Annotated in this window: 21 protein-coding genes; 6 read left to right on the plus strand and 15 right to left on the minus strand. The window is 67.0% G+C overall.

Features of this window, described 5'->3' with window-relative positions; genetic code table 11:
• Positions 1 to 127 precede the first annotated feature (127 nt).
• The 5 genes from FXF65_RS37235 to FXF65_RS37255 all read left to right on the plus strand — a co-directional run bounded on the left by FXF65_RS37235 (position 128) and on the right by FXF65_RS37255 (position 9,098).
• Positions 128 to 5,731 (plus strand): hypothetical protein, encoded by a 5,604-nt coding sequence (locus tag FXF65_RS37235; protein WP_148354798.1) that lies wholly within the window; start codon positions 128 to 130, stop codon positions 5,729 to 5,731.
• Positions 5,731 to 7,479: a hypothetical protein gene (locus FXF65_RS37240; protein WP_148354800.1), complete on the plus strand. Its 1,749-nt coding sequence runs from the start codon at positions 5,731 to 5,733 to the stop codon at positions 7,477 to 7,479. The genes FXF65_RS37235 and FXF65_RS37240 overlap by 1 nt, the downstream gene beginning before the upstream one ends.
• Before the next feature lie 38 nt (positions 7,480 to 7,517).
• Positions 7,518 to 7,856, plus strand: a complete 339-nt coding sequence (locus tag FXF65_RS37245; RefSeq protein ID WP_148354802.1) for a hypothetical protein — start codon at positions 7,518 to 7,520, stop codon at positions 7,854 to 7,856.
• Between the two features lie 110 nt (positions 7,857 to 7,966).
• Positions 7,967 to 8,314, plus strand: coding sequence for an HU family DNA-binding protein (locus FXF65_RS37250; protein WP_148354804.1), 348 nt, complete (start codon positions 7,967 to 7,969; stop codon positions 8,312 to 8,314).
• A 292-nt stretch (positions 8,315 to 8,606) separates the two neighbouring features.
• Positions 8,607 to 9,098 (plus strand): DUF2231 domain-containing protein, encoded by a 492-nt coding sequence (locus FXF65_RS37255; protein ID WP_148354806.1) that lies wholly within the window; start codon positions 8,607 to 8,609, stop codon positions 9,096 to 9,098.
• 431 nt (positions 9,099 to 9,529) lie between these two features.
• Here the strand turns inward: FXF65_RS37255 and FXF65_RS37260 are convergent, their stop codons facing one another.
• From FXF65_RS37260 to FXF65_RS37300, 11 genes are all read right to left on the minus strand, one after another.
• Entirely contained in the window at positions 9,530 to 10,516 is a 987-nt protein-coding gene (locus FXF65_RS37260) for a hypothetical protein (protein WP_148354808.1), read from the minus strand.
• Positions 10,517 to 10,655: 139 nt separating this feature from the next.
• Positions 10,656 to 11,405, minus strand: a complete 750-nt coding sequence (locus FXF65_RS37265; protein WP_148354810.1) for a beta clamp domain-containing protein — start codon at positions 11,403 to 11,405, stop codon at positions 10,656 to 10,658.
• A gap of 401 nt (positions 11,406 to 11,806) precedes the next feature.
• Positions 11,807 to 11,983, minus strand: coding sequence for a hypothetical protein (locus tag FXF65_RS44200; RefSeq protein WP_187412729.1), 177 nt, complete (start codon positions 11,981 to 11,983; stop codon positions 11,807 to 11,809).
• Between the two features lie 12 nt (positions 11,984 to 11,995).
• Positions 11,996 to 12,559 (minus strand): hypothetical protein, encoded by a 564-nt coding sequence (locus FXF65_RS37270; RefSeq protein ID WP_148354812.1) that lies wholly within the window; start codon positions 12,557 to 12,559, stop codon positions 11,996 to 11,998.
• A gap of 340 nt (positions 12,560 to 12,899) precedes the next feature.
• Positions 12,900 to 13,592 carry a hypothetical protein gene (locus FXF65_RS37275; protein ID WP_148354814.1) on the minus strand — a complete coding sequence of 231 codons (693 nt, stop codon included), beginning with the start codon at positions 13,590 to 13,592 and terminating at the stop codon, positions 12,900 to 12,902.
• A gap of 245 nt (positions 13,593 to 13,837) precedes the next feature.
• Entirely contained in the window at positions 13,838 to 14,482 is a 645-nt protein-coding gene (locus tag FXF65_RS37280; protein WP_148354816.1) for a hypothetical protein, read from the minus strand.
• Positions 14,479 to 14,643, minus strand: coding sequence for a hypothetical protein (locus tag FXF65_RS44205; protein ID WP_187412730.1), 165 nt, complete (start codon positions 14,641 to 14,643; stop codon positions 14,479 to 14,481). Before FXF65_RS44205 ends, FXF65_RS37280 begins: the two co-directional genes overlap by 4 nt.
• A gap of 430 nt (positions 14,644 to 15,073) precedes the next feature.
• A complete protein-coding gene (locus FXF65_RS37285; RefSeq protein WP_148354818.1) occupies positions 15,074 to 15,790 on the minus strand; it encodes a hypothetical protein in 717 nt (238 codons plus the stop codon).
• A gap of 643 nt (positions 15,791 to 16,433) precedes the next feature.
• Positions 16,434 to 16,925, minus strand: coding sequence for a DUF3145 family protein (locus tag FXF65_RS37290; protein WP_148354819.1), 492 nt, complete (start codon positions 16,923 to 16,925; stop codon positions 16,434 to 16,436).
• 119 nt (positions 16,926 to 17,044) lie between these two features.
• A complete protein-coding gene (locus tag FXF65_RS37295; RefSeq protein ID WP_148354820.1) occupies positions 17,045 to 18,148 on the minus strand; it encodes an AAA family ATPase in 1,104 nt (367 codons plus the stop codon).
• 100 nt (positions 18,149 to 18,248) lie between these two features.
• Positions 18,249 to 21,041 (minus strand): UvrD-helicase domain-containing protein, encoded by a 2,793-nt coding sequence (locus tag FXF65_RS37300; RefSeq protein ID WP_148354822.1) that lies wholly within the window; start codon positions 21,039 to 21,041, stop codon positions 18,249 to 18,251.
• A 176-nt stretch (positions 21,042 to 21,217) separates the two neighbouring features.
• On the opposite strand from FXF65_RS37300, the gene FXF65_RS46040 reads away from it, so the two are divergent.
• Positions 21,218 to 21,349 carry a hypothetical protein gene (locus FXF65_RS46040; RefSeq protein ID WP_281288992.1) on the plus strand — a complete coding sequence of 44 codons (132 nt, stop codon included), beginning with the start codon at positions 21,218 to 21,220 and terminating at the stop codon, positions 21,347 to 21,349.
• A gap of 493 nt (positions 21,350 to 21,842) precedes the next feature.
• On the opposite strand, the gene FXF65_RS37305 is transcribed toward FXF65_RS46040, so the two are convergent.
• From FXF65_RS37305 to FXF65_RS37315, 4 genes are all read right to left on the minus strand, one after another.
• Positions 21,843 to 22,127 carry a hypothetical protein gene (locus FXF65_RS37305; RefSeq protein ID WP_148354824.1) on the minus strand — a complete coding sequence of 95 codons (285 nt, stop codon included), beginning with the start codon at positions 22,125 to 22,127 and terminating at the stop codon, positions 21,843 to 21,845.
• 248 nt (positions 22,128 to 22,375) lie between these two features.
• Positions 22,376 to 22,606: a hypothetical protein gene (locus FXF65_RS37310; protein WP_148354826.1), complete on the minus strand. Its 231-nt coding sequence runs from the start codon at positions 22,604 to 22,606 to the stop codon at positions 22,376 to 22,378.
• 6 nt (positions 22,607 to 22,612) lie between these two features.
• Positions 22,613 to 22,738 carry a hypothetical protein gene (locus FXF65_RS46045; RefSeq protein ID WP_281288993.1) on the minus strand — a complete coding sequence of 42 codons (126 nt, stop codon included), beginning with the start codon at positions 22,736 to 22,738 and terminating at the stop codon, positions 22,613 to 22,615.
• A 54-nt stretch (positions 22,739 to 22,792) separates the two neighbouring features.
• Positions 22,793 to 24,733, minus strand: a complete 1,941-nt coding sequence (locus FXF65_RS37315) for an AAA family ATPase (protein WP_148354828.1) — start codon at positions 24,731 to 24,733, stop codon at positions 22,793 to 22,795.
• Positions 24,734 to 25,163 lie beyond the last annotated feature (430 nt).

Genomic DNA, 25,163 nt, shown 5'->3' on the forward strand with positions numbered 1-25,163 from the left:
GGTCCGACCGAAGCCCTGAGACAAGCCCCGCACTCTTATCTGATTACCATTTCTCCTCCATCTGAAATAGTGATGTATCGTCTATGTACAGCTATGCGCCCGATCACTCGGATGGGGGCGATACATCGTGAAGACGGCTCATGGACTGCGGCGATACCTCTACGAGTACATCGTCCACGACGCGATTCGGCAGGCTAGGGAGGCGACAGGGTCGATCATTCCGATCTCGCAGGCCAAGCTCATCCGCCGCCGCATCGACGAGCACCTCGCCGAGGAGAAGACGTCTCTGGCGGACCCGTCACTGTCGATCCCGCCGTTCCTGACCGCGCTCGACCGGGCGCTGGCCGAGACGGTTCCGGGCGCGCAGCCGCTGTTCGGCGACCATTCGGGCGGCGATCCGAACTACCAGCGGCTTCAGGCGAGGTTCATGCACCAGGTCGGTCTCGGCCCAGGGGCCTCGGCCTCACCCGCGCTGCCGATCAGTCCCTACGATCCCGCATGGTCCGCGCGGGCGACGGTCAAGCAGGCCGGGACGGCGCTGACTTACGCCGCCGATGACACCATCACGCGAGTCGCCGCCGGCGAGACCGAGAGGCTCTCGGCCCCCGAGTGCGGGTCGATGATGCTGTGGAGGCTTGACGGCGACGGCAAGGCCATCGAAGCCGGCCAGGCGATGACCGACGAGGACGTTTGCGGTTTGACCGCGCTCATGGACAAGATGAGCGCCAGCGAGTACCAGCAGGTCCGCGAGTGGGTCATCGACGGCGGGCGCGACCCTCGCACCGGCCGGATCGACCGCAACCGCTTCATGACGCCGGCGGCCCTGGCCCGGTCCGTGGCGATGCTCGGAGAGCTGCAGTCCCAGGGCATCGGCTACGAGGTGCTGCGGGACCAGAACCCCGGCCAGATCAAGGCCCGGATCTCCGGCACGGGCATGGAGGTCCGGCTGACCGAGTCGCGGGAGCGCGAGGACTACGCCGGGGCCCGGATCTACGACGACGGCATGGTGGTGCGGTACTCGACCAACCACAAGATCGGCCAGGGGCGGACCGCCGTCTACTCCCCCACCCCGGCCGAGGCCGTGGACTTGTTGCGATTCGCGCAGGGCCGGGTGATCGAGCGTCAGGACCAGCCTGGGGTGACGGTGGGCGCGCTCGGCAGCACGCACACCGAGATGGTGCGGAAGGGCCGCGGCGGTCCCAGCGAGCCGACCGACATCCAGGACAGCTACCACGTCGGCAAGGTGTCGATGTTCGCCGTCAAGGACTACCGGGTACCCGGTGGGCGCCGTCGCGAGGGCTCGAAGGTCATGCTCCGCCGGGACGCCACCGACCGGGGGCTGCCGGAGTACTTCGTCGACGCCGAACCAGCCGAGAAGTACCTCATGGACGCTGTGAGCAGCGCCCGGGAGAACCTGGCCGCCGCGCTCGATGTCGAGGGCCTCATGGGTTACTACGACGAGCGGCGCGCTGCTGTGTCGGCCGATGCCGCCGGAGCGCCCGTCGAGCCCGACCCGCCGAGGTTCTCCTCCGACGCCGAGGTCGCTGCGATCCAGCGCTCCTACTGGGACGTCCTCATCGGCCGCAAGAGCCGCCTGCTGCGCCCCGGCGCGACCGAGGAGATGTACGCCGAACGCCTGGGCGCCATCGGCGAACTCCAGGCCGAGGGGGCCGGCATCGAGACCGATCTCGGCAACCTCGTCTACGCCGGCAGCGCGGCCGACAAGATCCGGGCGCACGCCGAGGACGTCCTGGACGAGATGGTCGGGACGTGGGAGCCGCAGTTCCGCGAGGTCGACGGCGAGTTCGTCGAGCAGCGCTTCGACCCGGTGCGGGTCGCCAAGCACATGTCGAGCCCGACGGGCCAGTGGTCGAACCTGGACAACCTCGCCTCCGCGCTGCGGCGGGCCGAGGTCGACCCGGCCGAGATGATGGGGGCCGGGTTCCAGTCGAACCGGTTCAAAGACCGCCTCATCCGATTCGATCCCGCCACCGCCGTTGCGATCGATACCCACGCCTCGGACTTCATCCGCCGCATCGGCGGATGCGTGCGGGCGAGCATCGAGCGCAACGCCGCCGAGGTCACCGGTATCTTCATCGACGATCGGGGCGTCATCGGCTGGAACGCCGAGAAGGTCCACCGCGACGGTTCGGTGACCGAGGCGTCCGGCGAGATCGGCCAGGTCTTCGACGTCGGCGAGCACGGCGAGATTGTCACCCGGTTCGCCAGCGGCGAGAACGCGCTCATCGTCCCCGGCTATGAAGCACGGATCGCCGCCCAGGCCATCGGCGAGACCAAGACGGTCGAGGAGCGCACGCTGCTGCGCGGCTACGAGCAGGCGATGACCGAGCGGATCGAGTATCAGCTCGCCGGCGACCTGCTGTCGGGGCGCAGCGAGGTCGGCGAAGGCGCTTCCCTCAACGGCGTGTACTCCCAGCTCTACGGCACCAAGCACCCGGTCGACTTCATCGAGCACAACCTCCTCTACGACGTCGACGCCCTCGATGCCGGGGGGCGGATCGACCCGTGGACGGCGTCGATCCTGGCCACCGAGGCCAAGCGGGTGCGCTACTCCAACGACATCAAGGCAGGGTCGACGGTCTACGCCGAGCACCGAGCGCAGTCGCAGCAGGCCGACCCGGCCGATGACAACCACTTCGACGCCTGGAAGCTCACCGGCGGACGGAACATGACCGTGCTCACGGGCACGGACCAGAACGGCCGCCGGGCCCCGGCCGGGTACTTCGACCCGGTGATGACCGGCGGCGCGACCAACCAGGGCATCGTCCGCTACCTCACCGCCGACGCCCAGGTCGGCCCGGACGGGCGGGTCACCCCCGGCGACCCGGGCACCGTGACAGGCTCCCGGGCACCGCTCATGGGGCGCGCGGAACTGGAGACCCTGCGGTTCGACCCCTTCGACCGGCAGCAGATGACGGCGTCGACGCTCATGCAGTCCTCGTCGATCACCACGCCGACGGGCACCGCGATGATGACCTTCGGCGGCTGGACGGCCGACGACCCCATCGTGGTGTCCCGCGAGTTCGCCGAGGCCAACCGGATCCGCGGCGCCGGGGGCCGGATGCGCGACCTCGTCGTGGGCGACAAGATCAGCGACCTGCACGGCAACAAGGGCGTCATCTCCCTGGTCGTCGACCGCCAGATGCGGCCGGACCAGGCGCGCGAGCAGGGCATCGAACGCGAGGTCGCGTGGTTTGCCGCCAATGCCGATCTCGACGTCGTCATGAGCCCGTTCAGCCTCATCTCCCGGCGCAACGCCGGCTCGGCGCGCGAGCTGATGGACAGCCGGGTCGCCGACCTGGTCTCGCCCGGCGGCGAGTACAAGCACAGCGCACTGGGCGAGATGCGGTTCGTCATCACGCACATGGCCGTCGACGAGAAGACGAAGATCTACGACGACGAGGCCATCCTGGCCGGCCGGGGCCGCAAGGCCTCCAGCCAGCTGGCGTGGGCGCTCGGCGCGCAGGACTGTCCAGCGATCATGACCGAGTTCTACGGCGGCAACACCGGGGCCGAGGCGAACCTGCGCGAGTACATGCTCAGCGTCGGCCTGGACATGGAGGCCGACGGCACTCTGCGCGTGGTCGGCCGGGCCGTCGACGGTGCCGGGTTGAGCCATGAGGCACTCGACGAGCGGCCGCAACGCCGGCTCATCCGGATGCCGGAGCTCGTGCGCACCGCCAACGGCGGTCTCAACGCCACGGCGATGAGGAAGGCATTCGGCGAGCTCATCGGCGACAGGGGTGGAGACCTCGAAATCCCGTTCCCGCTGAGTTATCCGACCGGCGAGCAGACCGAGGCGGTCACGGCCTCCTCGTGGAAGCTGCCGGTGCTCAGCTCGCACCTGCGCTCGGGCCAGGAGTTCCAGGACGGCTCGACGGTCACCCACGACTACACCAACCGCTATCTCGACATCCACGAGCAGGCGTGCCGGTACCGCGCAATGCGGGAGAAGCTGAACGGCGGTTCTCTCGGACAGCAGGCGCGCGCGACCCTTGTCGAGGACATGAGCAAGGCGGCCAGGCACGCGCAGCGCAAGTTCGAGTCGATCACCTCCGATCTGGAGCACCGCGTCTTTACCGGGAGGAAGAACGCCTTCAAGACCGGGCTGATGTCCTCGCGGCTGCCCGATTCGGCGACCGCGGTGTGGACGGCCGACCCGCGGCTGGACATCGATCAGGTGGCGATGGGCCCCGTCATGGCCGAGCAACTCGGATTCGCCGAAGGCGACCACGCGCTCATCTGGCGTGACCCGGTGCTGCGCGATGCGGGCCTGCGCTACCTGCGCGTGGCCATCGACGAGCGCCTCACGGGCGTGGCGATCAACCCGGTCATGGACGCCTGCTTCGACGGCGACTTCGACGGCGACGCGGTCGCCGTGGTCAAGCTGCACACCCAAGCGGCCAAACGCCAGGCGATGGAGAAACTGGCGGTTCCGGCGAACCTGCTCGACACCGGCGTGGTGAGCGAGCGGGGCACGCACCCGCTGGCGATGCAGGTCTCCCTCGACACTCAGGTAGCCCTGTCCAAAAGCCCGCAACTGCGCCAGGAGCTGGACGCCCTGAGCGGTGAGACCAACCTCATCGGGCAGGGCGCGGACGCCGAGGACACGGAGACGACCCGCGCGCGCCTGGACGCCGCCGCGCAGCGGCTCAGTCTCTTCTACCGGGCCGCCCAACGCGGCGAGTACGGCACGGCCCTGAATTTCTCCGATCACGAAGCGCACCTGCGGAGCGTGCGCGAGGTCTGCGTCGACACCGGGGCCAAGGGCAGCGAGAACAAGCTCGCCGACTACGAGCGCTACCTCGGCCAGGACGGCCGGCCCGGCATCACCCAGGACGACCAGGAGGCCTCGATGTTCGCCACCGCGATCAAGGCCCACGGCACCGGCCTGGGCGGCTCGTACTCCCAGCGGGCGGTGCGGGCGCTGCGCAACGCCGACCTCAAGGCGGTCCTGGAGGTCACCTACCCGGTGACGCAGTCGATCCTGCAGGCCAAGCACGACGCGGCCGAGGCCCGGCACAAGTACGAGATGCTCCAGGGCCCCGGGCGCGACCTGTGGAGGGGCCGCAAGCTCGAGCACCTCGGGCCGGGCCAGTGGCGGACCGAGGTCGCCCAGGGCGGGCCCGTGCAGGCAACCAAGGAGGAGTGGACCGAGCAGTTCATCGACTTCTACCGGGCCAAAGACGGGTTCGGTGTCACGGTGAACCCGGAGTATGTGTCCCGGGTGGCCGAGGCGCTGGCCGACCCGAGGACCGGGCTCGTGCGCAATCTCGAGGACGACCCCTCGCTGGCCGGCTCCCTCATGGACCGGATGGCCTACGGCGGCACGCTGCAGGACCTCATCACAGCGGCCGACGACCACGAGAACCTCTTCGACGGCGAGAAGAACACCCAGTTCGCCTCGGCGGTCACCCGCCGGGCCCGGGCGCTGGTCGACGCACAGCTGGCGGGAGTCGGTCTGGATCCAGCGGATCCGGACGCCCCGGCCGCCGCAGACGCCGAGGAGCCGGTCATCGACGAGGCGCTCGTCAAGCGCGACGTCATGGCCGACGGCCACGCCGGGGCGCAAGCCCGGGGAGCCCGCCGCCGCTCGGCACACGCCGTCACCGCCGGCGTTTCCAGCCCGTCCCGGACGCCCGCCTACGCACCGTCGATCGACATCGACGCCACCACAGACGACACCGACACCGAGATGGGGAGATGGTGATGGACAGCGACCGGGGAAGCCGCGGTGGAAAGCAGCTGCAGATCCTGCAAGGCGAGATCCTCACCGCTGATCCGCGCCAGGAGCACCCGTACGAGCCGTTCGATTCCTTCGAGCAGCCCGTCGACGCCGAGTGGACCGAAGGACCACCCCCGCACGGGGAAACGAGCTGGCGGGTGCGGTGGGACCGGGCCAAGACCTTCTTCACCACCGGCCCCCAGCGGCGGTGGGAAGAGCGCCAGCGGGCACGCGCCACCGAGCGTGAGCGCCTGGGCGCCGAACCCCGGCTGAGCGAGCGCGACGAACTGCGTCTGCTGCGGGAGAACATCGCCGACGCCGGCGAGAGATACATGGAGTCGCTGCGCCTGTCGGACATCCACGCGCCCGGGTTCACCGACGACGAACGGGCCAAGAAGGTCAGTGCCCTGCACAGCGTCTACGCCCAGATGATGGTCGCTTCCTGCCTGCGGCCGATGCAGCAAGGGGTCAACGCCGCGGCGATCGTGCGGGCGGCGTCGACGATGACGACGATGTATCTGCTGTCGCCGACCTTCCAGAACGTCGTCAAGGAGTACGCCGAGCCGGTCAGGGAGGCGATCCAGAACCGGATCGACGCCAAGGCCCGATCGAAGATGGATCGTGCGCAGTACCGGGCGCGGGTGGCCAACAGATTCCTCGCACAGCGGAACAAGGGGCTGGCCGACCTCGGGGACAGGCGGATCGACCTCGTCGATCCGCGTTCGCTCATGTCGGCCAAGTGGCAGAGGCGTTTCGACGACCTGCAGTTCCGCGAGCGCGGCAACCGCGAGATGTTCACGGCCCGCTCGGCGGCGATGACCGAGGTGGCCCTGACCGAGAACGCGTTCGCGCGGATGCGCCATCCCGGCGCCGACACCAACCAGATCGCCACGAGCTACAACGCCATGATCGCACTGCTGTACAAGCAGGCCGAGGACGACGGCCTGACCCGGCAGGACGTCGCCCAGGCCTCACGCGTCGTCCTCGGCGAGCGGGTCCGCGACGACCCGCGGGTTCAGGTGATGATCGAAGGGATGGCCCACGGACGGCTGCGGATGAGCCCGCCCCACCACGAGCGCATCGCCGGAACGGACCGGGTGCACAAGGTCTGGCGCGGCACATTCGAGAATTACCTCGGCGACGAGGTCGTGCCCACCCGGTACAGGGACCCGGACAATCAGGCGGGCGTGCTCGGCGCGTTCACGCTGCGCAGCCCCATGTCGGCCACCGCCCACCAGGGCGAGATGGCCACGACGATGGCGCAGACGATGGCGAACGCCATCGAGCGCGGCGACATGGCGGCCTTCAACCAGGACATGGCCGGATACATGCTCGGCTACGTGGCGCGGGCCGAGAAGTTCGACGGCGACGGCGTGCCCGGCGCGGTCCCCGACCGCCTCTTCCAGTCCCGGACGATGCTGGCGGCCATGACGGCCGACGGCTTCAACGACAAGGAACTGCAGGAGACCTACGCCAACGCCTACGTCGAGGCCATCGAAGCCGTCCGGGACGCCTATCCGGAGTTCAGCCGGCAGTGGGGCCAGACCTACGGCGAGAACTGGCAGGACTTCATGCACCGGGCCACGGTCGACCCCCGTCAGGCCCACGCGGACTGGCAGGCGCACCAGGCCGCGGGCGGAACCGGAGCACCCGGATCCGAGCGGGGGGCAGGGAGGGAGCGCCCAGGGCCACCGCACAACGAGCAGCAAGCGGGGGCGCAGTACCAGGCGTGAGGAGAGCCGGACCAGGAACCAGCAACAAGGCGCAGACTTTGGAGGGCACCTTGCCCCGGCAGCAGCACGGACTTCCCACTGCCAGCCAGTTGGCCGACTGCTTCGGCTTCGTCACGCCGGAGGACCGGGCGAGATGGGAGCAGGCCCGCCAGTACAGCCAGCCGCGGGTGTCGGCGGCCAGGGAGATGATCACGTCCTCGCTGGAGGCGGCCGCAGAACTCGCCCAGCAGGGCATCCAGGCCAAACTGCGAGCGGCGTACCAGGTCGAGGCCCAGCAGAAGGAACGGTCGCGGACGACGGCACGGACGGTCACCGAGGTCGTCGACTTCGAGGACCGCGATGACCGGCGGGAGATCGACCAGACCTTCGAATTCTGAGACGATTCGAATAATCCGCCGAAACTTTTGACCACCCTTGGATGGCCAGATCCAGATGGACTGGTTTACGTGAGAACCGAATATGCGCATGCGGAAGTAGGGAAATGAGGATGGCAATGGCACAGCAGCGGCGCATCAGCAAGCGTGAGTTCATCGCCCGGGTCGCGGCACGCAGCGGAATGCCGACCAAGACGGTGAGTTCTGTCTACGAAGGGATCTTCGACGAGCTCACCAGTGCCGTGTCCAACGGGGAGACGGTGGTACTGACGAGCTTCGGCCGGTTCTACCGACAGGCCCACAAAGGCCACAAAGTTCGGTTCGGCAAATCCGATGTCGATGACTACCCGGTGCTGAAGTTCTCGGCGTCAAGAAGCGTCAACCGGCACCTCGATAGCGACGAAGAGTTGGGAGAGAGCAAGGTCGGCGCGGGAGACGAGACCATGCCTGCAGTCTCGTGATAGCGAGAGAAAAGAACCCCGGGAGCGCACGAAGCACTCCCGGGGTTCTTTGCGTGAAGGTCACTGGTCCGACAGGGCCCCGAAGATGACGACGATGGACATGATGACCGCCGCCGCACCGGCCTTGAGGTGAACGGTGCCGAAGGGCGGACTCGACCAGGTCGAACTCGCGACCGGATCAGGTGGCAGTCCGTGACGGTCCCTATGAATGCCCTCTGAAGGTCCCCGCAAAGGCGGTCGCACGCTCGGATGTCGACCATCCTTGTGATCATCGATCTTCCGAGGAGAGACCATGCCGAACACTGTCTGGGGCCTGCCGGTTCATCCACTCATCGTTCATATCGTTGTCTTCCTGGTTCCGCTGACTGTGCTGGCCGCCCTGACAGTGGCGCTATGGCCTAGAGCACGACGGCTACTGGCACCCTGGGTCCTCGGCCTGGCCACCGTCGCCGTCGTAACGATCCCTTTGGCCACCGAAAGCGGAGAACACCTGGAAGCACAAGTCCCCCGATCTTCCCTGGTGGAAGAGCATGCGGAATTGGCGGACACGCTGCTTCCCCTAGCGGCCGCGCTCTGGGGGGCCCTGGCCGTCATCGTCGCCGTCGGCCTCTACGTTCGACGAAACGCGGATCGGCCGGAACGCTGGGCCAATGCGGTGACGCTTGTGGCCGTGGTCCTCACGGTCGGGTTGGCGGCCAGCACCGGCGTTCAGGTGATCCGGATCGGGCACAGCGGCGCAAACGCGGTCTGGCACGATGTGGGCAGCCGGCGCACTGCCCCCTGACCGTGTCGGCGATCCTGTTGCTGGTCGCCGGTCTTACCCGGGCGGATCCGGCCTTTGCTCAGGCTGTCGTGCAGGTGGGCCAGTGCCGCCAATTGCCCCCTGGAGCCATCCTTCGTAGAGGACAGTCGGTCAGATCAGCGGTCCCAGGAGGTTCCTCGCGGGCCTACGGCCTCGCGCTGTCTGGCACCCGGCCGACCGGATCCTGCAAGCTCGCTGCCTTGTCCCGCTCGCCGTTTACCTCGGCAGCCGGGGCTTGCGCCTGATTCCCAGTGGTTCTGCGCCACGGCGCCGCCCGTGGCACCGTGGACCACGACTTCGATGCAGACCTTAGGACCGTAGGCCATCTCCTTCAGGTCGGGCACAAGTTGGTCCGGTATCTGTGCGCGTAGGCCGTCCGGCAACCGCGGGCGGGCCGCCGGGCGAGCCTTGTGTCAGATGAGGAGGCCAGCGGCGTGGGCGGCCGCGTCGGGGAGCAGGTAGAACTCGATCTTCGCGACGGTTCCGAGTGAGGTGCCCGCCTGAACACCGTCGGTGTACCAGCTGGTGCCCGGGCCGGTGTGATGGGTGTTCAGCGCCCACAAGGTCGTTTCGACCATGTCGTCGCTCATCTCGGCGGCGTCCTGGCCGCCGTCGCCCGGTCGTTGAGTGGTTTTGTCCAGCGCGTAGCGCTCCAGGGCGCCCGGCCGTGCATCGGTGTCGAGACGGAGCGGGTTCACGGTCCAGTTCTGGTGCTCGGGGAGCGGGCCGGTGAGCGCAACGGCGACGACATCCAGGATGCCCATCGCGGATCCCTGTCCCATCGTGTGCGTTCCGAGCACGGCCTTCTCGACGGGCGGCAGGCACTCGTGCCGGTCGGCCATGTTGTCGAGGTCGGCGAGCGTTGGCCTCAAATTCTGCGCCCGTCCGCCGATCGTGCCACACCGGGTGCAGCGGTACTCGAAGGCAGGCCGGAAGACGATGTCACCGCTTTCCAGGACGCCTTTGCCCACCTCGAATGACGCACGCCACTCTGGGTCGTCAGCGCTGCGATACTGCCGGAGACCGAGTGCCTCTGCGCGGATGCCGCGAGGTGAGTGCAGCTCGGCTACTCGTGCGATCTCTTGGCCAACGCCGACATCACAACCGCACACGAGACAGTACCGGAGATGCTTGATCCGGGTGGGCCAGTGCGCGAACGCTAGGCGCGCGTGCCCGCACGGCAGCCGCACGACCACCAGGTTGTTATCCCCCGCGTCCTTGGACCAGCCCTCCTGCTCTTGCACCTCGGCGCGGAGCCGCTTCACCTCAGCACCCAACTCGATCGCCTCGGGCTGAAGCAGCGCCGGGTGCCTTGCGAGCAGTTCGTTGATGCGCCTTTCGTCCTCAGGGGTCATGTGGTCAGCCACGGCCTTCTCCTTCCAGTTCGTGGTGCTGCTCATCGGAGTTGCAGGTCATCAGCCAGACCTTGCGGAGCGCGCCGGGGCCAGGCGGTGGTAGCCCAGTCCGAAGGACCGGCTCGGTGGCTGGCCCCGGCGAGCAAGGGCGCACCCCCAGGTAGGGCGCTTAGGTCGGTGAGTTTCATGAGCTTCTTCCACTCGGCGCGGTGGCAGGTGGCGGGAACTCTGTGAGGCAGAGCGGGGCGGGGTGGTGGCCGCGCTGGGCGCTGTAGGAGGGCCGCACGTAAGCGGGGGCGGTCTCGCCTTCGGCAAGGGCCCACACAGCATGCGCACCGGGAGCGGCCGACCAGACCTGCCCAGTGACGGTCTGGGTGCCGTCGGATGTCTCACGGGTCCAGGTGATCCACGCGCCGACCTCCAGGCCGGTCGGGGCGTACAGGTCGGCGGCACGCCGCGGGCGGGCGGCGCGGCGGGCGCGGTCGCGGGAGGTGCCGCGGCGCACGAGCTCCCGTTGGTGCTTGTCCGGGGCAACGGGCTTGACCATGTTCAGGTCGGTGCCGCTGGGCAATTCGGTGGGGAAGTCTTCGTCGGGCAGGGTGATCAGCCGCCAGCGGGCTGGACCGGAGGTGATGGCCACGTGCATGCCCTCGAGTGCGATCGCGGTACGCGGGGCGGGCAGGTGGCCGGCGACTCTTGCGAGGCGGACGCCGTCAAGCAGGACACGGCCGGGGGCGGCGACGTCGGCGGGAATTCGGCCATGCCCGGTGGCCTCCAGGTTGGTCGCGACGATCTCCAGTGCGCCGCGGCGAGCGGCGAGGAGAATGCCTTTGCAGGTAGGCGGCAACCGACCGCTAAGGGTCTCGGGGAGGAACCGAGCGACACGCAGGATGGCGGCGGCGAAAGCTTCGCTGTCGGCGGTGAGCGCGGTCATGATGGGGCTCCTGTCTAGAGAGCGCTCAGCAGGTGGGCAGTGCGGTAAGAGACGGAGCGACCGAGCCGAAGGTCATCCCGGCCGCGGCGGCACGACCGGGCCGGGGTCGGCAAGGCTGGGGCCGCGCGACCCCACGTCGGGCGGTCTGGCGGGCAGCGCGGGCCGTGTCGATGTGGGAGATATGCGCCACGGAGGTGGGCGGGGGTGTTTCCTTCAGGCGACCCGTCGGGTCGGCCGGCCACGGCGTGTCGACGTTGACGTCGGCGAGCGGCGCGCGGGCCGCCTCGGCCAAGCAGTCGACAGCGGAGGCCAGCCTGGTCACCGCCGCGTGTCCGCCGTCGTTGGAGTGGGGCGGCGTCTCGTCGTCGAGTGGGTCGGCGACGGCCCGGACCGCCGCGAGGTCAGTTCGTTCGAAGGCGCCCGGGGCCGGTCGCGACCGAGATCGCGGCGGTGTGGCGGGTGGGGATCTCGGCGATCGCGCCCCCGCTCGGCAGGTCGCCGCGCGTGACGAGGCGCTCGATCTCCTCGTCCTGGACCGCGTCAAGCTTCTGGCCCTCCATCATCCACGAGGCCGCCATGACATTCATGGTCTAGTCGGTCTCGTTGGAGGGAGCGACGCCGGGGGCCTCGGCGGTGGGCGTCTCGGCCCCCAGGGTCGAACCCCTGGCCGGGAGGCTTGCAAGTGCGTTGAGGTGGTACTGCACGAAGCCCAGACGCCACTCGAACGAACTGCGTCTGGACTCGGCGTCTCGATAGCGCCCGGCTTCGGCGATCACGCCGTACCACGCGTAGATCAGCTCGTAGACGGCACGCACCGACGAGTGCGGCATGTGGGAGCAGCCGTCGGGGTGGTCAGCCGTCCATCGCCGGTTGCGGTGGATGCCGTCGGGGGTGAACAGGTTGAGGAAGATGTCGTTGACGATGGCTTGGTAGGGGTCCTCGACCAGTTCCGGTTCTGACGTCGGCGAGACCTCGCCGGTGTTGGGGTGGCCTGGGACAAGGGTCGGTAGGGCGAGGTCTGGAAGCGGCAGGCACCGGGGCTCGGGATGCAGACGGTTGATCGCTCCGCGGATCGCCGTGCGGGCGATGTCCAGGTGCATGACGATGAGGGCGTGGCGTGCCTGGACTTTCTGGGGGTCGGGCTGACGCGGCATGAATTCCTCCTGGCGTTCTTCGAACGGTCTGTGGCAAATCGCCAGTCGCTTGGGAGCAGCCCATGGCTTCCGCGATGGCGGCCCAGCTGCGTGAGCCCGCTGGCCGGGCTGGCAGGACAACGGCGCAGCAACGCGGGAGCACCGAGGCCAGGGCGTCGGTCCGGGCGAGAATGGCCTGCTGGCGCAGAACGCGCAGCAGGCGGAAGCCGAAGTCGGACCAGCGGAGACGCTGAAACTGGGGCGGCACCACTGGGCTGGCAGCACACGGTGAGAGCGATGAGAGAGATGGCGGAACGCGCCACGACCCTGATCGGCGTTGATACGGGCCCTCGCGGTTCGGTCAGGCGATGCGCTCGATGTTCGCGAAGGTCACCGTGCCGGCGGCGTCGCGGTCAAAACCGCGTTCCCCCGTGTGGTGCATGAACCGGTAGGTCCCCGCGGGTACGTCCACGATGGTGTCGGCCCAGCAAAGTCCTTCGGGGACACCACCGCGAGCCTTCCAGAGTTCGAAGTCGGCGATCGAATAAGCCCACAGGTCGGTGATGATGCGCGCTAAGCACATGTCCTCGGGAAGCAGGGGATCGTCGTTCTCGTCGAGCCCTGGGGTGGCGATGATGTAGTGGTCGGCGCCCTGTCGGTACAGGCCGGGGCAGGTGTTGCCGACAGGGCCATAGGCGCAGCCGACGGCGGCCATGGCCTTCACCGCCTGGGCCTGGCCGAGGACGGTGTTGTAGTCGGCAAGCCCGGTGGGGTCGTAGTTCATGATGGGACGCAGATCGTCGGTGACGATCATCTTCCCGGATGGCACGCTGAGGGTGATCTCGGTGGTAATGCCGCCCGGGTAGAGGCAAGGTTTCTGTGCCTCGACGGCCTCGTTGGTGACCCGAAGTTCCGGCCATGTGTCACAAACGGCACAGGCGTGGGGGACTCTCGGGATCAGGACTTCTTGGTCACCGACTTGATGCACCTCGACGTCGCTTTCGCGCGCGAGGATGTGGCCGTTGGCTTTCACAGGCAGCCGTCGAATGGTCACGTTCGGGTTCTCCTTTCCACAGTCGGCTCGTTGACCCACCGTCGAAACAGCCCGGAGGAGATTCTGCGAAAGGCTCGCGTTCATCGCGTCCTCGTCCGGCTCTGCGGCATGGTGACGCCGCGTGAATAACACGCAGCTGCTGTTCGCAGAAGCGCTGCGTCTCGACATCAGGGTCCCCGTTCTCGGCGAGGGCGGGCCCGGCCCCGCCGCACTAGGCGTGGCGGGGGCCGGAGCCTGCAGGACGGTCATGCGGTGGTGGAATTCCGGGCGCTCTTGATGGAGGCGTGGTCGGCGAGGCGCCGCTGACGCACCCGTCGTCCGTCTCGCCAGCGCCGCCGGTCAGCCGACCACATCCCGGATGGGGTCTCACCCTCGTGCCACGCCTCCAGGAAGACCAGGCGAGCGTCGCGGATCCGCTGGTGGAACGCCTTGTAGTTCAAGCCGAGGAAGTCGGCCGCGGCCTGGTAGTCCCCACAGGTGGCCAGGGCGAGGAGGGCGTCGCGGCGGCCTCGGGACAGGGTCGGCCAGATCTGCCAGAGCGCGGTGCGGTCCACGATGCGGTCTTCAGGGCTTTGCGTGGGGCCGCCGTAGTCGGTCCAGTAGGCGACATGCAGGGGCCGCGTGCGGTGGGCGTCCCGGTCCCATCCGTGACAGCGCTCGCCCTGCCGAATGGCCTCGCTCACGGCCTTCATACCGGTGCCGATGAGTTCGTAGGAGGTGGGCGGCTCCTCGGCTGTGCACAGACACTCGGCGATCGCCGACCAGGCCGCCTCGTACAGGTCGTTCGCGGGGACGACCCAGGACCGGGAGCCGCGCTTGACGGCCGCCATAGCGATCTCGTGGAGGTCGGCGAGGTTGTAGCCGTATCGGATCTCGTGAACGTCCATCATCGTGCCTCCCGTCCGCGACCCACTCGGATGCCGGAAGCCGGCTGCCCGTCCTCGACGTGCTCCAGGTGCAGACCGATCTGTTCGACGGTGTCGATGGCGGCTTGCGCCTGTTCGCGTGAGCGGTCAAGGATCTGCATCTGCACGCGCGTCCGGTCGGGCATGCTGAGTTCGCTCCTTGGGGTGCGGGCGGTGGTGCGTACGGGCGCTCGATGCGCTGGCGGTGGCCACGCGCCGACCTCGGCGGCAGGTGCGTCCGCCGCCAGGAGGATCGCCTCCTAGATCACGGCCGTGGTGTGGGCGCATCTGGTCAGCCACTCTCGTACGGCCGGTTCGTTCTCATCGGGGTATGCGCACCGTGTGGTGCCAGTGGTCGCCGCAGCCTCGCGACAGGACCGACAGATTCAGCCTTTTGCGCGGCTCGTCGCCGGCTCGGGATGCCTCATCACGGGTCCAAACCTCATCGGAACACCTGGAAGACTTCAGGTATGCGCTTCTGCCCGTTGTCCTGGTCGAGCAGCCCGAATCAGTCATGCGGCGCGCAATGGTACCGGTGGCTCTGCTTCTACAGGTGCCCGATGGCCTGGTCAGACATCAGGCGTCCCTTCCCGGGGGTTTGATGAGATCGGCGTTCTCCACGGGTTCCGGCGTGCCGTCCTGATGTCTTTGTTCACTGCTTGATTGACAGTGATCACCGTCCGGGCTTATTGGTTCCGGATAGGCGTATACCCAGAGACCTCGAGCACCGTCAGCGATCTCGTTCGCGGCGCTGGCATTCTGTCGACCTCCACCCTTGGGGCCCTTGGAGGTCCGGATCCGCTGGAATCCGTCGAATCTGTACATATGGCCGGGGGTGCCAGGGAGGCTCGTGCTGGACAGTGCCACGATCTGGGGTTGACCGCACAGTTCAGCGCTTCGCGCATCCCATCCGGGGTAGGTCCCCAGCCACAGCGGCACGAGGTACTCGCGGGCGATCCGCAGCACGACCCGCAGGCAATGCTGATCGCGGCGGTCCGGGCTACGAGCAATTCTGGCGAGGTCTACGGTGTTGTAGCGGTGCCAGCCACGTGCTTTGCACACGTTGGCGTTAATGGTGCTTGCCAGCACCACGGCGGCCGCTCGTCGGCCACGGTCTTCCATGACGAACGCCAGGCTACCGAAGGGACGGGTGTAGGGCCTTCCCTCAGGGTGTTCGTCGTCGGGCAGGTGCAGAGGGTGCCGCCATTCGATGAGGAGTTTCTCGGCTTCTTGCAGATCCACCTGGTAGAAAGCGACCGCAGGTGACATCCGCAGGGCCAATTGGGAGGTCATCGCGCCCCCGCCTCGTCATCAGGCGGGGAAGCGTTCACGCTCTTGCCTCGGCTGGTCCCGTCGTTTGTGCACCCTCCTTCGCATTCGCCACCGCCGTTCCTGAATTGCCGGCCCAGGCGGATCGAGGTCGTCTGCCCAATCGCCCGCCGACTCGACAGCGGCGTCCACGCAGCAAGCCGGGGAGACAGATCATTGAGCATCCGGTCGCGTGTGGTCTCGGCGCAGCCAGGTTCGGTGCTCATCTGGGGCTCCTTGATGGTTGTTCGTGGCGGCGAGCAGGGCGGCGGCTCCGTGTGCTGGTCTGACTCCCCGTCCCTGGCCGTCGCGCGGTAGCCCGAAGCAGGGCGCTAGCATCCGGCGACCTTGCGGTCCGCCGGCAACTGGAACCGGTCCTCCCGCTCCAGGGACGGCATGATCTACTCGTGTCATCGCGCTGCGGCCGCGGGCGATGCCGAGAACAGGCCCGCGCGCGGTGGGTAGTCCGCGACAGCTTCCGGGCGCTCCTCAGCCAGCGACGACGTTCCGACTTCAGCAGCGCCGTCCTCACGCCGGACGCGGCGATGACGGGCGTGCATCAAGAGCATCCGACTGCATACCGCGCGATCACGGTGCCCACCATCCGGACCAGTGCTCTACGCCAGGATCAGGCGTGACCCGTGCTCGGCGAAAGCACGATGCCGTCGTTGCGGGTGGCGAGTTCGCGCAGCGCCTCAGCATGGGGGATACCGAGTTTCGTCTCCAGCCGCGCACGTGGAAGTCTTTCGTCGATGAGTCCGAGGGCCTGCGCGCTGGTGAACAGCGGGTCCCCCACGGAGTTGCAGTCGGCGGACCACAGGCCCAGCGCCGGAGTGAACCGGTAGAGATCACCGAGCCAGGTCTGCTCCGGGTCCTCCCAGACTTCCCACGAGGCGCCGGAAGCGGCCTGATGGAGCGCGTTGGCGATCTTTGCGGCGGAGCCGCAGACGACCGCGTTGTCCATATAGATCAGCCCGAGGCCGAGTTGGTCGTCTGCTGGCTGCCCGTCCTCGACGTGCTCCAGGTGCAGACCGGTCTGCTCGATGACGTCGATGACGGCCTGCGCTTGCTCGATCGGGCAGTCCAGGATCCGAAGTTGCACGGGTGTCCGGTCGGACATGGTGGGCCACTCCTTGGGGCGCGGGCGGTGATGCGTGCGGGCGCTGGGCGGCTGGCGACGACGCGCCGGCCCAGCGGCGCGGGTGCGTCCGCCGGGCCGGCGCGGAGGCGAACCTAGCCTCAGAAGTCGATCGAGTATGTGTGCGGACGGTGGAGAACGACTGAGGCGGCTCGGAGGTCGAGCGGCTTCGTGTCCTCGTCCCCGGCTTCGGCCTTCTGCTCCTCTGTTCGGTTGTCGACGATCTCAAAGGCGTCGGCTGGCAGGACGTAGCCGCCCTCGGAGGGGCAGGCATCGCGCATGCGGAAACGCAGTTCGATATCGAGGTCCCAGTCCTCGATCGACTGCCGCGCGTCGAGGTCGAAGAGATCGATCTCTCCGGAGATCTCGTCGGTGTCGCCGTCGGTCCACGTGATCCGGGCCTGGACCGGGTCCTTGCCGCGGCGGCCGGTGCGCTTGATGTTGAGGTCGCCGATCGCGTCGCCGAAGGACTCCCCCAGGCGCATCTCGAAGGCGATCGCCCGGAGATGGTCGTAGTTGATGTCGTACTTCCGGGAGAAGTCGACGATCTCTTCGATCTGGGTCCCGGTGATCCCCGGTACCTGGTTGTGCAGATACTGGCCGACCGCCTCAGGGCCGGGATAGGCGAAACGCATGTGGTAGTGGAACCGGCCGGGGCGGTTGAGCATGGCGTCGTGGACCCGGCCAAGCTCGTTGACCGAAAGCGCGTAGAGGCGCTTGGTCGCGCTCAGGCCGTCGAAGAGGCCGAGGAACTGGTTCTGCGGCTCAACCTCGTCACCGGCCGCGAATGCCTTTTCGAACTCGTCGAAGACGACGAGGGCCTCCCCCAGTTCGTCCAGGAACGAGGCCAGCCCTGGGGTCGAGCGCTGGACGAGGACGGTGGGCAACCCGAGATCGTCGCGGGCCCGCTCGGCGAGCATCCGGATCATGAGTGACTTGCCCATGCCCTTGCCACCGGAGAGGATCACTCCCAGAGAGCGGTCCATGGCCTCATAGCCGCGCATGATGCGCGTGACCCGCTCGGCGTGGGTCCCGTAGACGGTTTCCCCACCTGGTGCCAGCGGCTCGACCTGGCGGAGGCTGTAGCCAGCGGTCTGAGAGAAGTCGATGGCGTAGGTGGCCACGGGCAGCAGGTCGAAGGTCTGCACGGAGGTGTCGAAGAGGCGGATCTGGCCGCTGGAGGCGACGATCGTGGAGGCAGGCATGCGGACTCGCTTTCGGAGGGGGCGTAAGTGGTGCCGTGGGAAGGCACGGCTGACCGCCGGGGGGACGGCGGCCAGCCGTGGTACGTGGGCCGAAGTGGCGTCAGGAGGCCTGGGTCAACGGCGTGCCGTCGGTCTGGTCGGCGTCATCGGCATCGTCGAGCGGATCTGGGCCGCTGCCCGTCGCCCGGGCTGCGGTTTGCTTGTCGCGCTCGGCGAGCACGCTGAGGATCTGCTCGTAGTCGCTCTCGATCGGCGGGTTCTTGACCGTGCCGTAGGAGAGCACGTATTCGCTGTGCATTGCCCGGGTGAAGGCGACGTAGTACATCCGCTTGACGTCCTGCGTCATCGCGGTGTTCTCCCGGTGCAGGACCACGACGTTGTCGAACTCCATGCCCTTGGCGCCGTGGATGGTGCTCACGACCAGGTCCGCCTTGGCCTGAGCGTTGTTGGCCTTGCGCTCCCGGTTCTTCTGGTTGGTCAGAGACTGGCGGACGGCGTTGTGCCGGATCTCGTAGCTGAGCAGGTTGTCCCGCAGCCGGTCGAAGAACTCGGCGTGCGGCAGCGAACTCAGCAGGGTCAGCTGAACCCAGCCGTTGATCGTCGCGGAGTTCTCCAGCCACCAGTTCGAGACCATCCGCAGGACGGCCTTCTCGACGTTGGGGCTTCCGGCGTTGTTCGTCAGCTTGCCCAGGTTGTCCCTGATGCCCTGCGTCACTACGAAGGCGGCGTTGTGGGGAGGAACCTGGAGCACGTCGTTCCAGAAGAATTTGATGTACTTGGAGAAGATGTCGGTCGCGAAGACCCTGTCGGACACCAGGCTCGCGACGTGGCGCTGCGGGTATTTCTCTTGCAGCACCTTCTCGATCGTCGTCACCTCCCGGCGGGAGTAGGCGAGGAAGGCGACCTGTTCGCCTCGGGCCAGGCATGTGTCGACGTAGTTCGGGGCGATGGTCGCCCGGACGATGCCGGCGAGGTCGTCGCTGACGAACGTGGTCAGCTTGGGCACCGCGCGGTAGTCGAGGATGACCTTCTCCCGGAAGGTGTCCGCAGTCGGCCTGGCGAGCGAGTTCGCCTTCAGCTGGATGTTCGCGATCTGGTTGGTCTCCAGGTCGCCGAGCACGACGTTGGCGAAATCGAGGATCTCCTGATTCGATCGGTAGTTCGTCGTGAGCCTGAAGGTGGTGAAGACCCCCGAGCCCTCCAGGGTGTTGAGGGCGCGCGGGTTCGCCGAGCGGAACTCATACAGGGTCTGGCTCGCGTCGCCGACAATGAAGAGGGACTGCGCGTGCTTGGAGATGTACTTGAGCACGTAGATGAACTCGAAGATCGAGTTATCCTGCACCTCGTCGATGACGAGATAACGGCATTGCACCTTCGGCGGCTCGATCATGGCGTCGATCCGCTGGTAGCAGATGATGATCTCCAGCTCCAGCGAGGTCTGCTTGATTCGGTCGAGCACGTCCATGACCTGGTCGAATTTGTTCTCGATGAAGGTGTTGAGAGCCGTGAACGCGCCTGTCTTGTTTTGGTCGACTTCAAGCAGGCGCATCCGGAACTGGGCGGCGAAGTTGGACGTCGGGTAAAAGATCTCGATCGAGTTGATGATCGTGTCGATGCTCGAGAGCTCGTGGCTCGGGTGGTTGAGCGTGTAGATGTCGTTGATCATCCGGGCGATGGTCATCGAGCCAACGTCGGGGTTCTTGGCTGTGATGTTGTCGGAGGCGGCATTGGTGAAGGACAGTACGGTGATGTCGCTGGCCGGTACGCCGCAGGCTTCGAGGTACTTGATGCGCTGGAGGATGACGGTCGACTTGCCGGTGCCGGCACCGGCTTGGGTCATCACCAGCGGCTCATGGGTGATGACCGCGTTCGTCTGCTGGGCTGACAGGTGCGCCGGGAGGACCGGAGCCGCGGCCGGCCGCACGGGAGTGGTCAGATGGCCCTTCATGGCCTCCAGGTGGGAGAGGGTGTGGCTCATCAGCAGGTTGAGGTTCTGCTTCGACAGCTTCGAGGCGATGCCGTCGTTGAAGGCCGTCTCGATCTTCTTGTGGATCGAGCGGTAGACCTCCAGGGGAACGTTGTAGTTCTCCAGGTAGCGCAGCTGGACGGCGAGCGCGTTGAGCTGCTCGTCGGTCTGGCTGGCAGGGAGTCCGTCGATGTAGGCGCAGACCTGGTCGGCCATGGCCTCGGAGTCCCATATCTCGGCCTGGGCGGTGATGGCATCGCAAACGCTGTACTCCTCGGTCAGCCATGTCTCCAGCGCGTCGGGGTTCTTCCGGCTCAGGCCCGCGGCATGCAGGCGGTCGTCGATGAAGCCGCCGGCGTTCTCCAGCGGGCTGATGTCCCATGCGGTGAAGACGAGGGCGTCACGGCCGACCGTGGAGGTGTTCGACGCGATCATCACGCGTTCGGGCTCGGTCGCGCCCCTTTTGAAGAAGAACAGCTCCATCCGGTACTGGACGAGGAACTCGCGCGGCATCCTCTTGGCGCCCGTCGCGGCGTCCTCGTAGAGCTTGGCGGCCTGCGGCGTCAGGGCGAAGCTGATGTCCCAGTAGTTGGAGTCGGTGTCGATGACGCAGCGTTCCTGCGCGTGCGGGGCGGCGAGGGTGAACGAGCCGGCCTGGGTCAGCGCTCGCCGGGTCATCGGTGCGATCGGGATCGTCGTGACGGTAATGCCGTTCTGCGTCGAGATCGCCTTGGTCTCTATGTGGCCGCCGGCGTCGGCGAGGTAGGCGGTGTTGCTGGTCGAGGCCACTGGCAGCAGTTGGCTGTTGAGCAGGCCGTACCTGGCCTTGCCGTTGCCGGTGAGTTTGGAGGAGAAGAACTTCGGGTCGATGGCCTTGTGCGAGCTCTGGGCCGTCGACACGTCGATGTCGTCGAGAAGGAGCGGCATGATCGTGTTCCGTGCTTCCGTGAGGATCCTGGTGGATGAGGGCGCGACGGCCTCTCACAAGGCATGTGCAATGCTATTTGAAAGCCTATTCTCTGTCTATTGACTCACTTCAGAGATGGGATCAACATGCTTACTGAAAGAACCTCGATGGCCATGCACAACCGAGGTCCGGCGCCATGGAGCATGCGGTCGACTTCGTGGACCCGGCGGTGATGGCAGCGCCGGGCGAGCCGCCTGGGCCGATGGACGCCGATCACGCGAGCCGGCACCCGGCAGCGATCGCGGTGGTCCTGGAGGCCGCGGAGTGAGGAGAGGAGGACGACCACCGCCCGCGGGACGGGCGGGCGGTGGTCGCACCTTTTCTCGACTTCACCCGTCGGGGCCGTGAGGCCCCGACAATCTCAACTCCACCCTTCGGGGGCGGGCGCGAAGGGCTGGCCCGCAATACCCATGGAGATCGAGCGGCTTCCTATACGGCCTTTCGCGAGCCACATCCAATCAAGTGGGCCTCTTCGAGGCCAGCCAATTGGACGTTTCCTCGGAGGCCGAGCTTTGGTCTGCCACTCGGCCAGCTCCACACGAACGAGGGCCGACCGCCACGAAGTCGCCTATAGGCGGTTCAAGGGTCACCAGAGTCCCCTGACCCTCGTCGTCAGGGAACTGGCTTGGAATCTTCGCGGGACGGGCGTGCCGGTGGAGCCGACGCATCTGCGGGAGAGAAAGATGGACTACCACGCCAATTAATGTTGTGAGGTCGTTCACGGCACGGTCGCCGTTGTCGAGTGCAGGATGAGTTGGGGATCAGGTCTCCTCAGAAGACCGGTAATGGTCCTTGATTTCCAAGATGTCGGCGTGAGCGGACAAGAGCAGCTGTGCAGCGTGCACGGCCTCGGCATTGGACTTGCCGGGGGCGAGACCGATGTGATCATCGATGTACTCGACGGCCTTGCCGATCGCCCCTCGGTCTGCTGCCCCTCGCCCTTCCTTGGAGATGCGGCAGGCCCGGTCCAGGATGTCCCGTTCGGTGGTACCTTCCCGTGCGCCACATCGAATGCGCCAGAGAATGTCGAAAATCGGCTCTGACATGTCTCTCCTCTCGCCCTGGTTCGGAGGTGGTTAGCCGGCCACGAGGTCATCAACCCGAAGGGATCGAATCTCCGCCTTACGCTCCTTCCAGTGCCGAATCTCGTCGTCGCACCTCTCGTACACCTCCTTCTTGCAATCGGCGAAGGTCTTACCCTCTTCCACTCCATAGCCGAACTTGATGTCTCGTATCCGGGGGAAGGAGGCATCCGACCAATCGACCCAGTATTTTCCCACCATGTCGCCCCTATCTACTCGGAGATCTCTTCGAGCTTCTCCAGTGCCTTGGCCTCGCTGGTGAAGAATTTCGTTCGTCGCGCGCCGCGCCCCTCCCCCTCTTCGGCCCGGAACCTCACGATGTACCAGCGGCCCGCGCGCCCTCGTACCTGATACGTGTACGCGCCGATCAAAAGACTGTGGGCGGTCTCGTTCACGAGAATGACCGTCTCGTAATGAGGTGGGATGTTCTCGAACCATTCCATCTCTCATCACTCCTTGAGATATTTTGAGAGCTGGGCAATCTCCTTCAGAGCCTTCTTGCCGACGTCGGCGGCGACATGGGATCGGCTGTAACCGGCTGATGCCTCAATCTCGACCTCAGTGGCTCCGCTCACGGGACACAGGGCGGATCTTCTCGTTCGGAGAAGAACCGCCCTTTCGGGGAGGCGTTATGAGGTCTGCGGGAGCTCTTCGACGGCCCCGGGCATCTGAGCGGCGGGTCCGGTCTGGTTCTGCCGCGGAGAGCGAGCGGCGAGCAGGCGGTCCTCGATCCATGTCCGCACGGCTCGACCGGCCGGGCGCGCGCCCAGGCTGGGCACGAACGTCGCCTCACTCATGGCGGCTGCCTCATCGTCGGGAATGGCATCGGGCAGGATCTGCGCCAGCCTCGGCTTGGCTGCGGCGATCTGCTCGCGGCACCGTGTGTAGTGCGAGCAGATGATGTCGCGGTAGACCTCCTTGCTGATCGGGTTGAAGCCGACGAGCATGGAGAACCGGCCGAGCAGTTCGGCGTCGAAGACCTCCGCCAGGGCCTTGTTGAGGCTCCTGGTCGATGGCGCCGTCTGTGCTGAGCCGAAGCCGATGCGCTGGCCGTTCAGCGACTCCTGGGCGGCGTTGGTCGTGCAGATGACCAGTGCCTTGGAGAAGTCGAGCAGTTTGCCGTGGGAGTTGCGGATGTAGCCCTCGTCGAAGGCCGACAGGAAGAGCCGCTGCACGGCTTTGTCCGACTTCTCGAACTCGTCGAGCAGGATCACCCGATGTGGGTTGGACTCCAGAGTGTCGAAGGGCAGTTCCTGGTTGGAGTCCGAGCCGATGTAACCGGGAGGAGCACCGACGATCTTCGAGACCGATGAGGGCGTGTGGAACTCCGCCATGTTGAGGATGATCGGCTCGGCACCGGTCATCTCCTCGGCGATGATCTTCGCCGCTGCGGTCTTGCCGACGCCCGAGGCTCCGGCGAACATCCAGGTCGTCGGGGTCGTGGACGGAAAGAGCTGCAGTTGTTCCCGGGCGAGCCGGTCGGTCAGCCGGTCGAGGATGCCGTCCTGGCCCTGGAGGCGATCGGTGAGAGCGGCGTGGAGGACGGTGACGTCGAAGTCCTTGCGCTGGGCGTTGCCCGTCATGAGCCGTTTGGCGACGTCGAGGATGCGTTTGGCGGTCAGCGGCACCTGCGGAACGGCCTGCAGGGCTTGGACCATGGCGGTGTCGCCGGCCTTCTCGGCTTGGACGATCAGCCGCTTCTGTTCGAGCACGCGGTCGGCCATCGCCCGGTCGAGCAGGGTGATGGCGTTGTCGGGGCGGTGTTGGCCTGCCCGGGAGTTCTCTTCGGCGATCGTCACCGTTTCGGCGAGCACCGCGTCGGACACGGTGATCTGCTGACGGTAGTGCGCGAGAAGGCCGGGGCGGACCGTGGACAGGACGGCCGCGGTCTGCTCGAGCGTGAGCTCGTCGACGATGAGCCGCGAGAAGCGCCGGGAGAACGCGGGGTCATCGTCGAAGGCCCGGGACTCGGTGGTCGTGGTCGCCCCGATCACCGACATGTCGCCGCGGGCGAGCGCGGGCTTGAGGATCTGGGAGATCTTCTGCGCCGTCGGATTGCCCCCGCCCGAGCCGCTGCCGGTGCTCCCGGTGATCTGGTGGATCTCGTCGATGAAGAGAATGGCCTTGTTCTTGGGATTGGTGGCGAAGTCGATGAGCTCCATGAGCTTGTCTTCGAGCGCGCCGACGATGCCGGAACCGGCGATGAGGTTGGCGATCGGCAGCTCGTAGATCGTGTGGTCGCGCAGTTGGTCGGGAATGAGGGTGTCTCCGAGAGCGATACGCCGGGCGATGTCCTCGACGATCTTCGTCTTCCCGACCCCGGCGGGGCCTACGAGCAGGGCGTTCGGTTTGTTCTTGCTGATGACGACCGAGATGGTCTGTCCGATGAGCGTGTCGCGGAACATCGTCGGTTCGGCGTTCTGGAATTTTTCGTTGTAGTCGACGAGGAGGTCTTCGGCAATGCCGTAGTCGGCGGGCAGCGCCAGCGGTCCAGACGGCGGCAAGGATGGCGGGAGAGCGTCGTTGGTGTCATCGCCGCCGGAGTTGCCGGTGAAGTTGGACAGGCCCATGGGAAAGGCTCCTTCTGATGTGGGCGGCGGGTCAGGGGTTCGCGGGTGCGATCTCGACGCGATCGTCGGCGGGCTTGCCCGTGGGTGCCGAGGCCGGTGGCGGCGTTGATGATCAGCGATGCGGGAGCGGTCGTGGTGGGGTGCCTCGGCGAACGCCTCGATCTCTGCGCGTAAATCGCCGGTCGTCGGCGATCGCGGCCCGGGTCCCGGTGAGCGGCACGGTGAGGGAGCGCCTCGCTTTCCCGGTCCGAGGATCCGCATGAGCATGTGAGGGCCAGACGTGCCGCCGTGCTCACGGGCGACGTCGGCGCCTTCCCGGTCTCCTCGGCCGGTTCGCGGGCACGGCCCGTCCGTGGGGCACGGTGGCCAGGGCCTGCGGATGGCGTGGATCGTGCTGTTCAGATAGGGGTGCCGGTCGAGGAGGACGCGG

This window comes from Actinomadura syzygii, assembly GCF_008085905.1.
In the GTDB taxonomy this organism is placed as follows: domain Bacteria; phylum Actinomycetota; class Actinomycetes; order Streptosporangiales; family Streptosporangiaceae; genus Spirillospora; species Spirillospora syzygii.

What these genes read in the sequence shown, in the direction of transcription:
- FXF65_RS37265 (WP_148354810.1), bottom strand. Translation starts at nt 11,405, where the DNA reads ATGACCGCGCTCACCGCCGACAGCGAAGCTTTCGCCGCCGCCATCCTG.
- FXF65_RS37300 (WP_148354822.1), bottom strand. Translation starts at nt 21,041, where the DNA reads ATGCCGCTCCTTCTCGACGACATCGACGTGTCGACGGCCCAGAGCTCG.
- FXF65_RS37260 (WP_148354808.1), bottom strand. Translation starts at nt 10,516, where the DNA reads ATGAGCAGCACCACGAACTGGAAGGAGAAGGCCGTGGCTGACCACATG.
- FXF65_RS46040 (WP_281288992.1), top strand. Translation starts at nt 21,218, where the DNA reads ATGGAGCATGCGGTCGACTTCGTGGACCCGGCGGTGATGGCAGCGCCG.
- FXF65_RS37295 (WP_148354820.1), bottom strand. Translation starts at nt 18,148, where the DNA reads ATGCCTGCCTCCACGATCGTCGCCTCCAGCGGCCAGATCCGCCTCTTC.
- FXF65_RS37310 (WP_148354826.1), bottom strand. Translation starts at nt 22,606, where the DNA reads ATGGAATGGTTCGAGAACATCCCACCTCATTACGAGACGGTCATTCTC.
- FXF65_RS37270 (WP_148354812.1), bottom strand. Translation starts at nt 12,559, where the DNA reads ATGCCGCGTCAGCCCGACCCCCAGAAAGTCCAGGCACGCCACGCCCTC.
- FXF65_RS37315 (WP_148354828.1), bottom strand. Translation starts at nt 24,733, where the DNA reads ATGGGCCTGTCCAACTTCACCGGCAACTCCGGCGGCGATGACACCAAC.
- FXF65_RS37285 (WP_148354818.1), bottom strand. Translation starts at nt 15,790, where the DNA reads ATGACCTCCCAATTGGCCCTGCGGATGTCACCTGCGGTCGCTTTCTAC.
- FXF65_RS44200 (WP_187412729.1), bottom strand. Translation starts at nt 11,983, where the DNA reads ATGGCGGCCTCGTGGATGATGGAGGGCCAGAAGCTTGACGCGGTCCAG.
- FXF65_RS37255 (WP_148354806.1), top strand. Translation starts at nt 8,607, where the DNA reads ATGCCGAACACTGTCTGGGGCCTGCCGGTTCATCCACTCATCGTTCAT.
- FXF65_RS37250 (WP_148354804.1), top strand. Translation starts at nt 7,967, where the DNA reads ATGGCAATGGCACAGCAGCGGCGCATCAGCAAGCGTGAGTTCATCGCC.
- FXF65_RS37240 (WP_148354800.1), top strand. Translation starts at nt 5,731, where the DNA reads ATGGACAGCGACCGGGGAAGCCGCGGTGGAAAGCAGCTGCAGATCCTG.
- FXF65_RS37290 (WP_148354819.1), bottom strand. Translation starts at nt 16,925, where the DNA reads ATGTCCGACCGGACACCCGTGCAACTTCGGATCCTGGACTGCCCGATC.
- FXF65_RS44205 (WP_187412730.1), bottom strand. Translation starts at nt 14,643, where the DNA reads ATGCCCGACCGGACGCGCGTGCAGATGCAGATCCTTGACCGCTCACGC.
- FXF65_RS37280 (WP_148354816.1), bottom strand. Translation starts at nt 14,482, where the DNA reads ATGATGGACGTTCACGAGATCCGATACGGCTACAACCTCGCCGACCTC.
- FXF65_RS37305 (WP_148354824.1), bottom strand. Translation starts at nt 22,127, where the DNA reads ATGTCAGAGCCGATTTTCGACATTCTCTGGCGCATTCGATGTGGCGCA.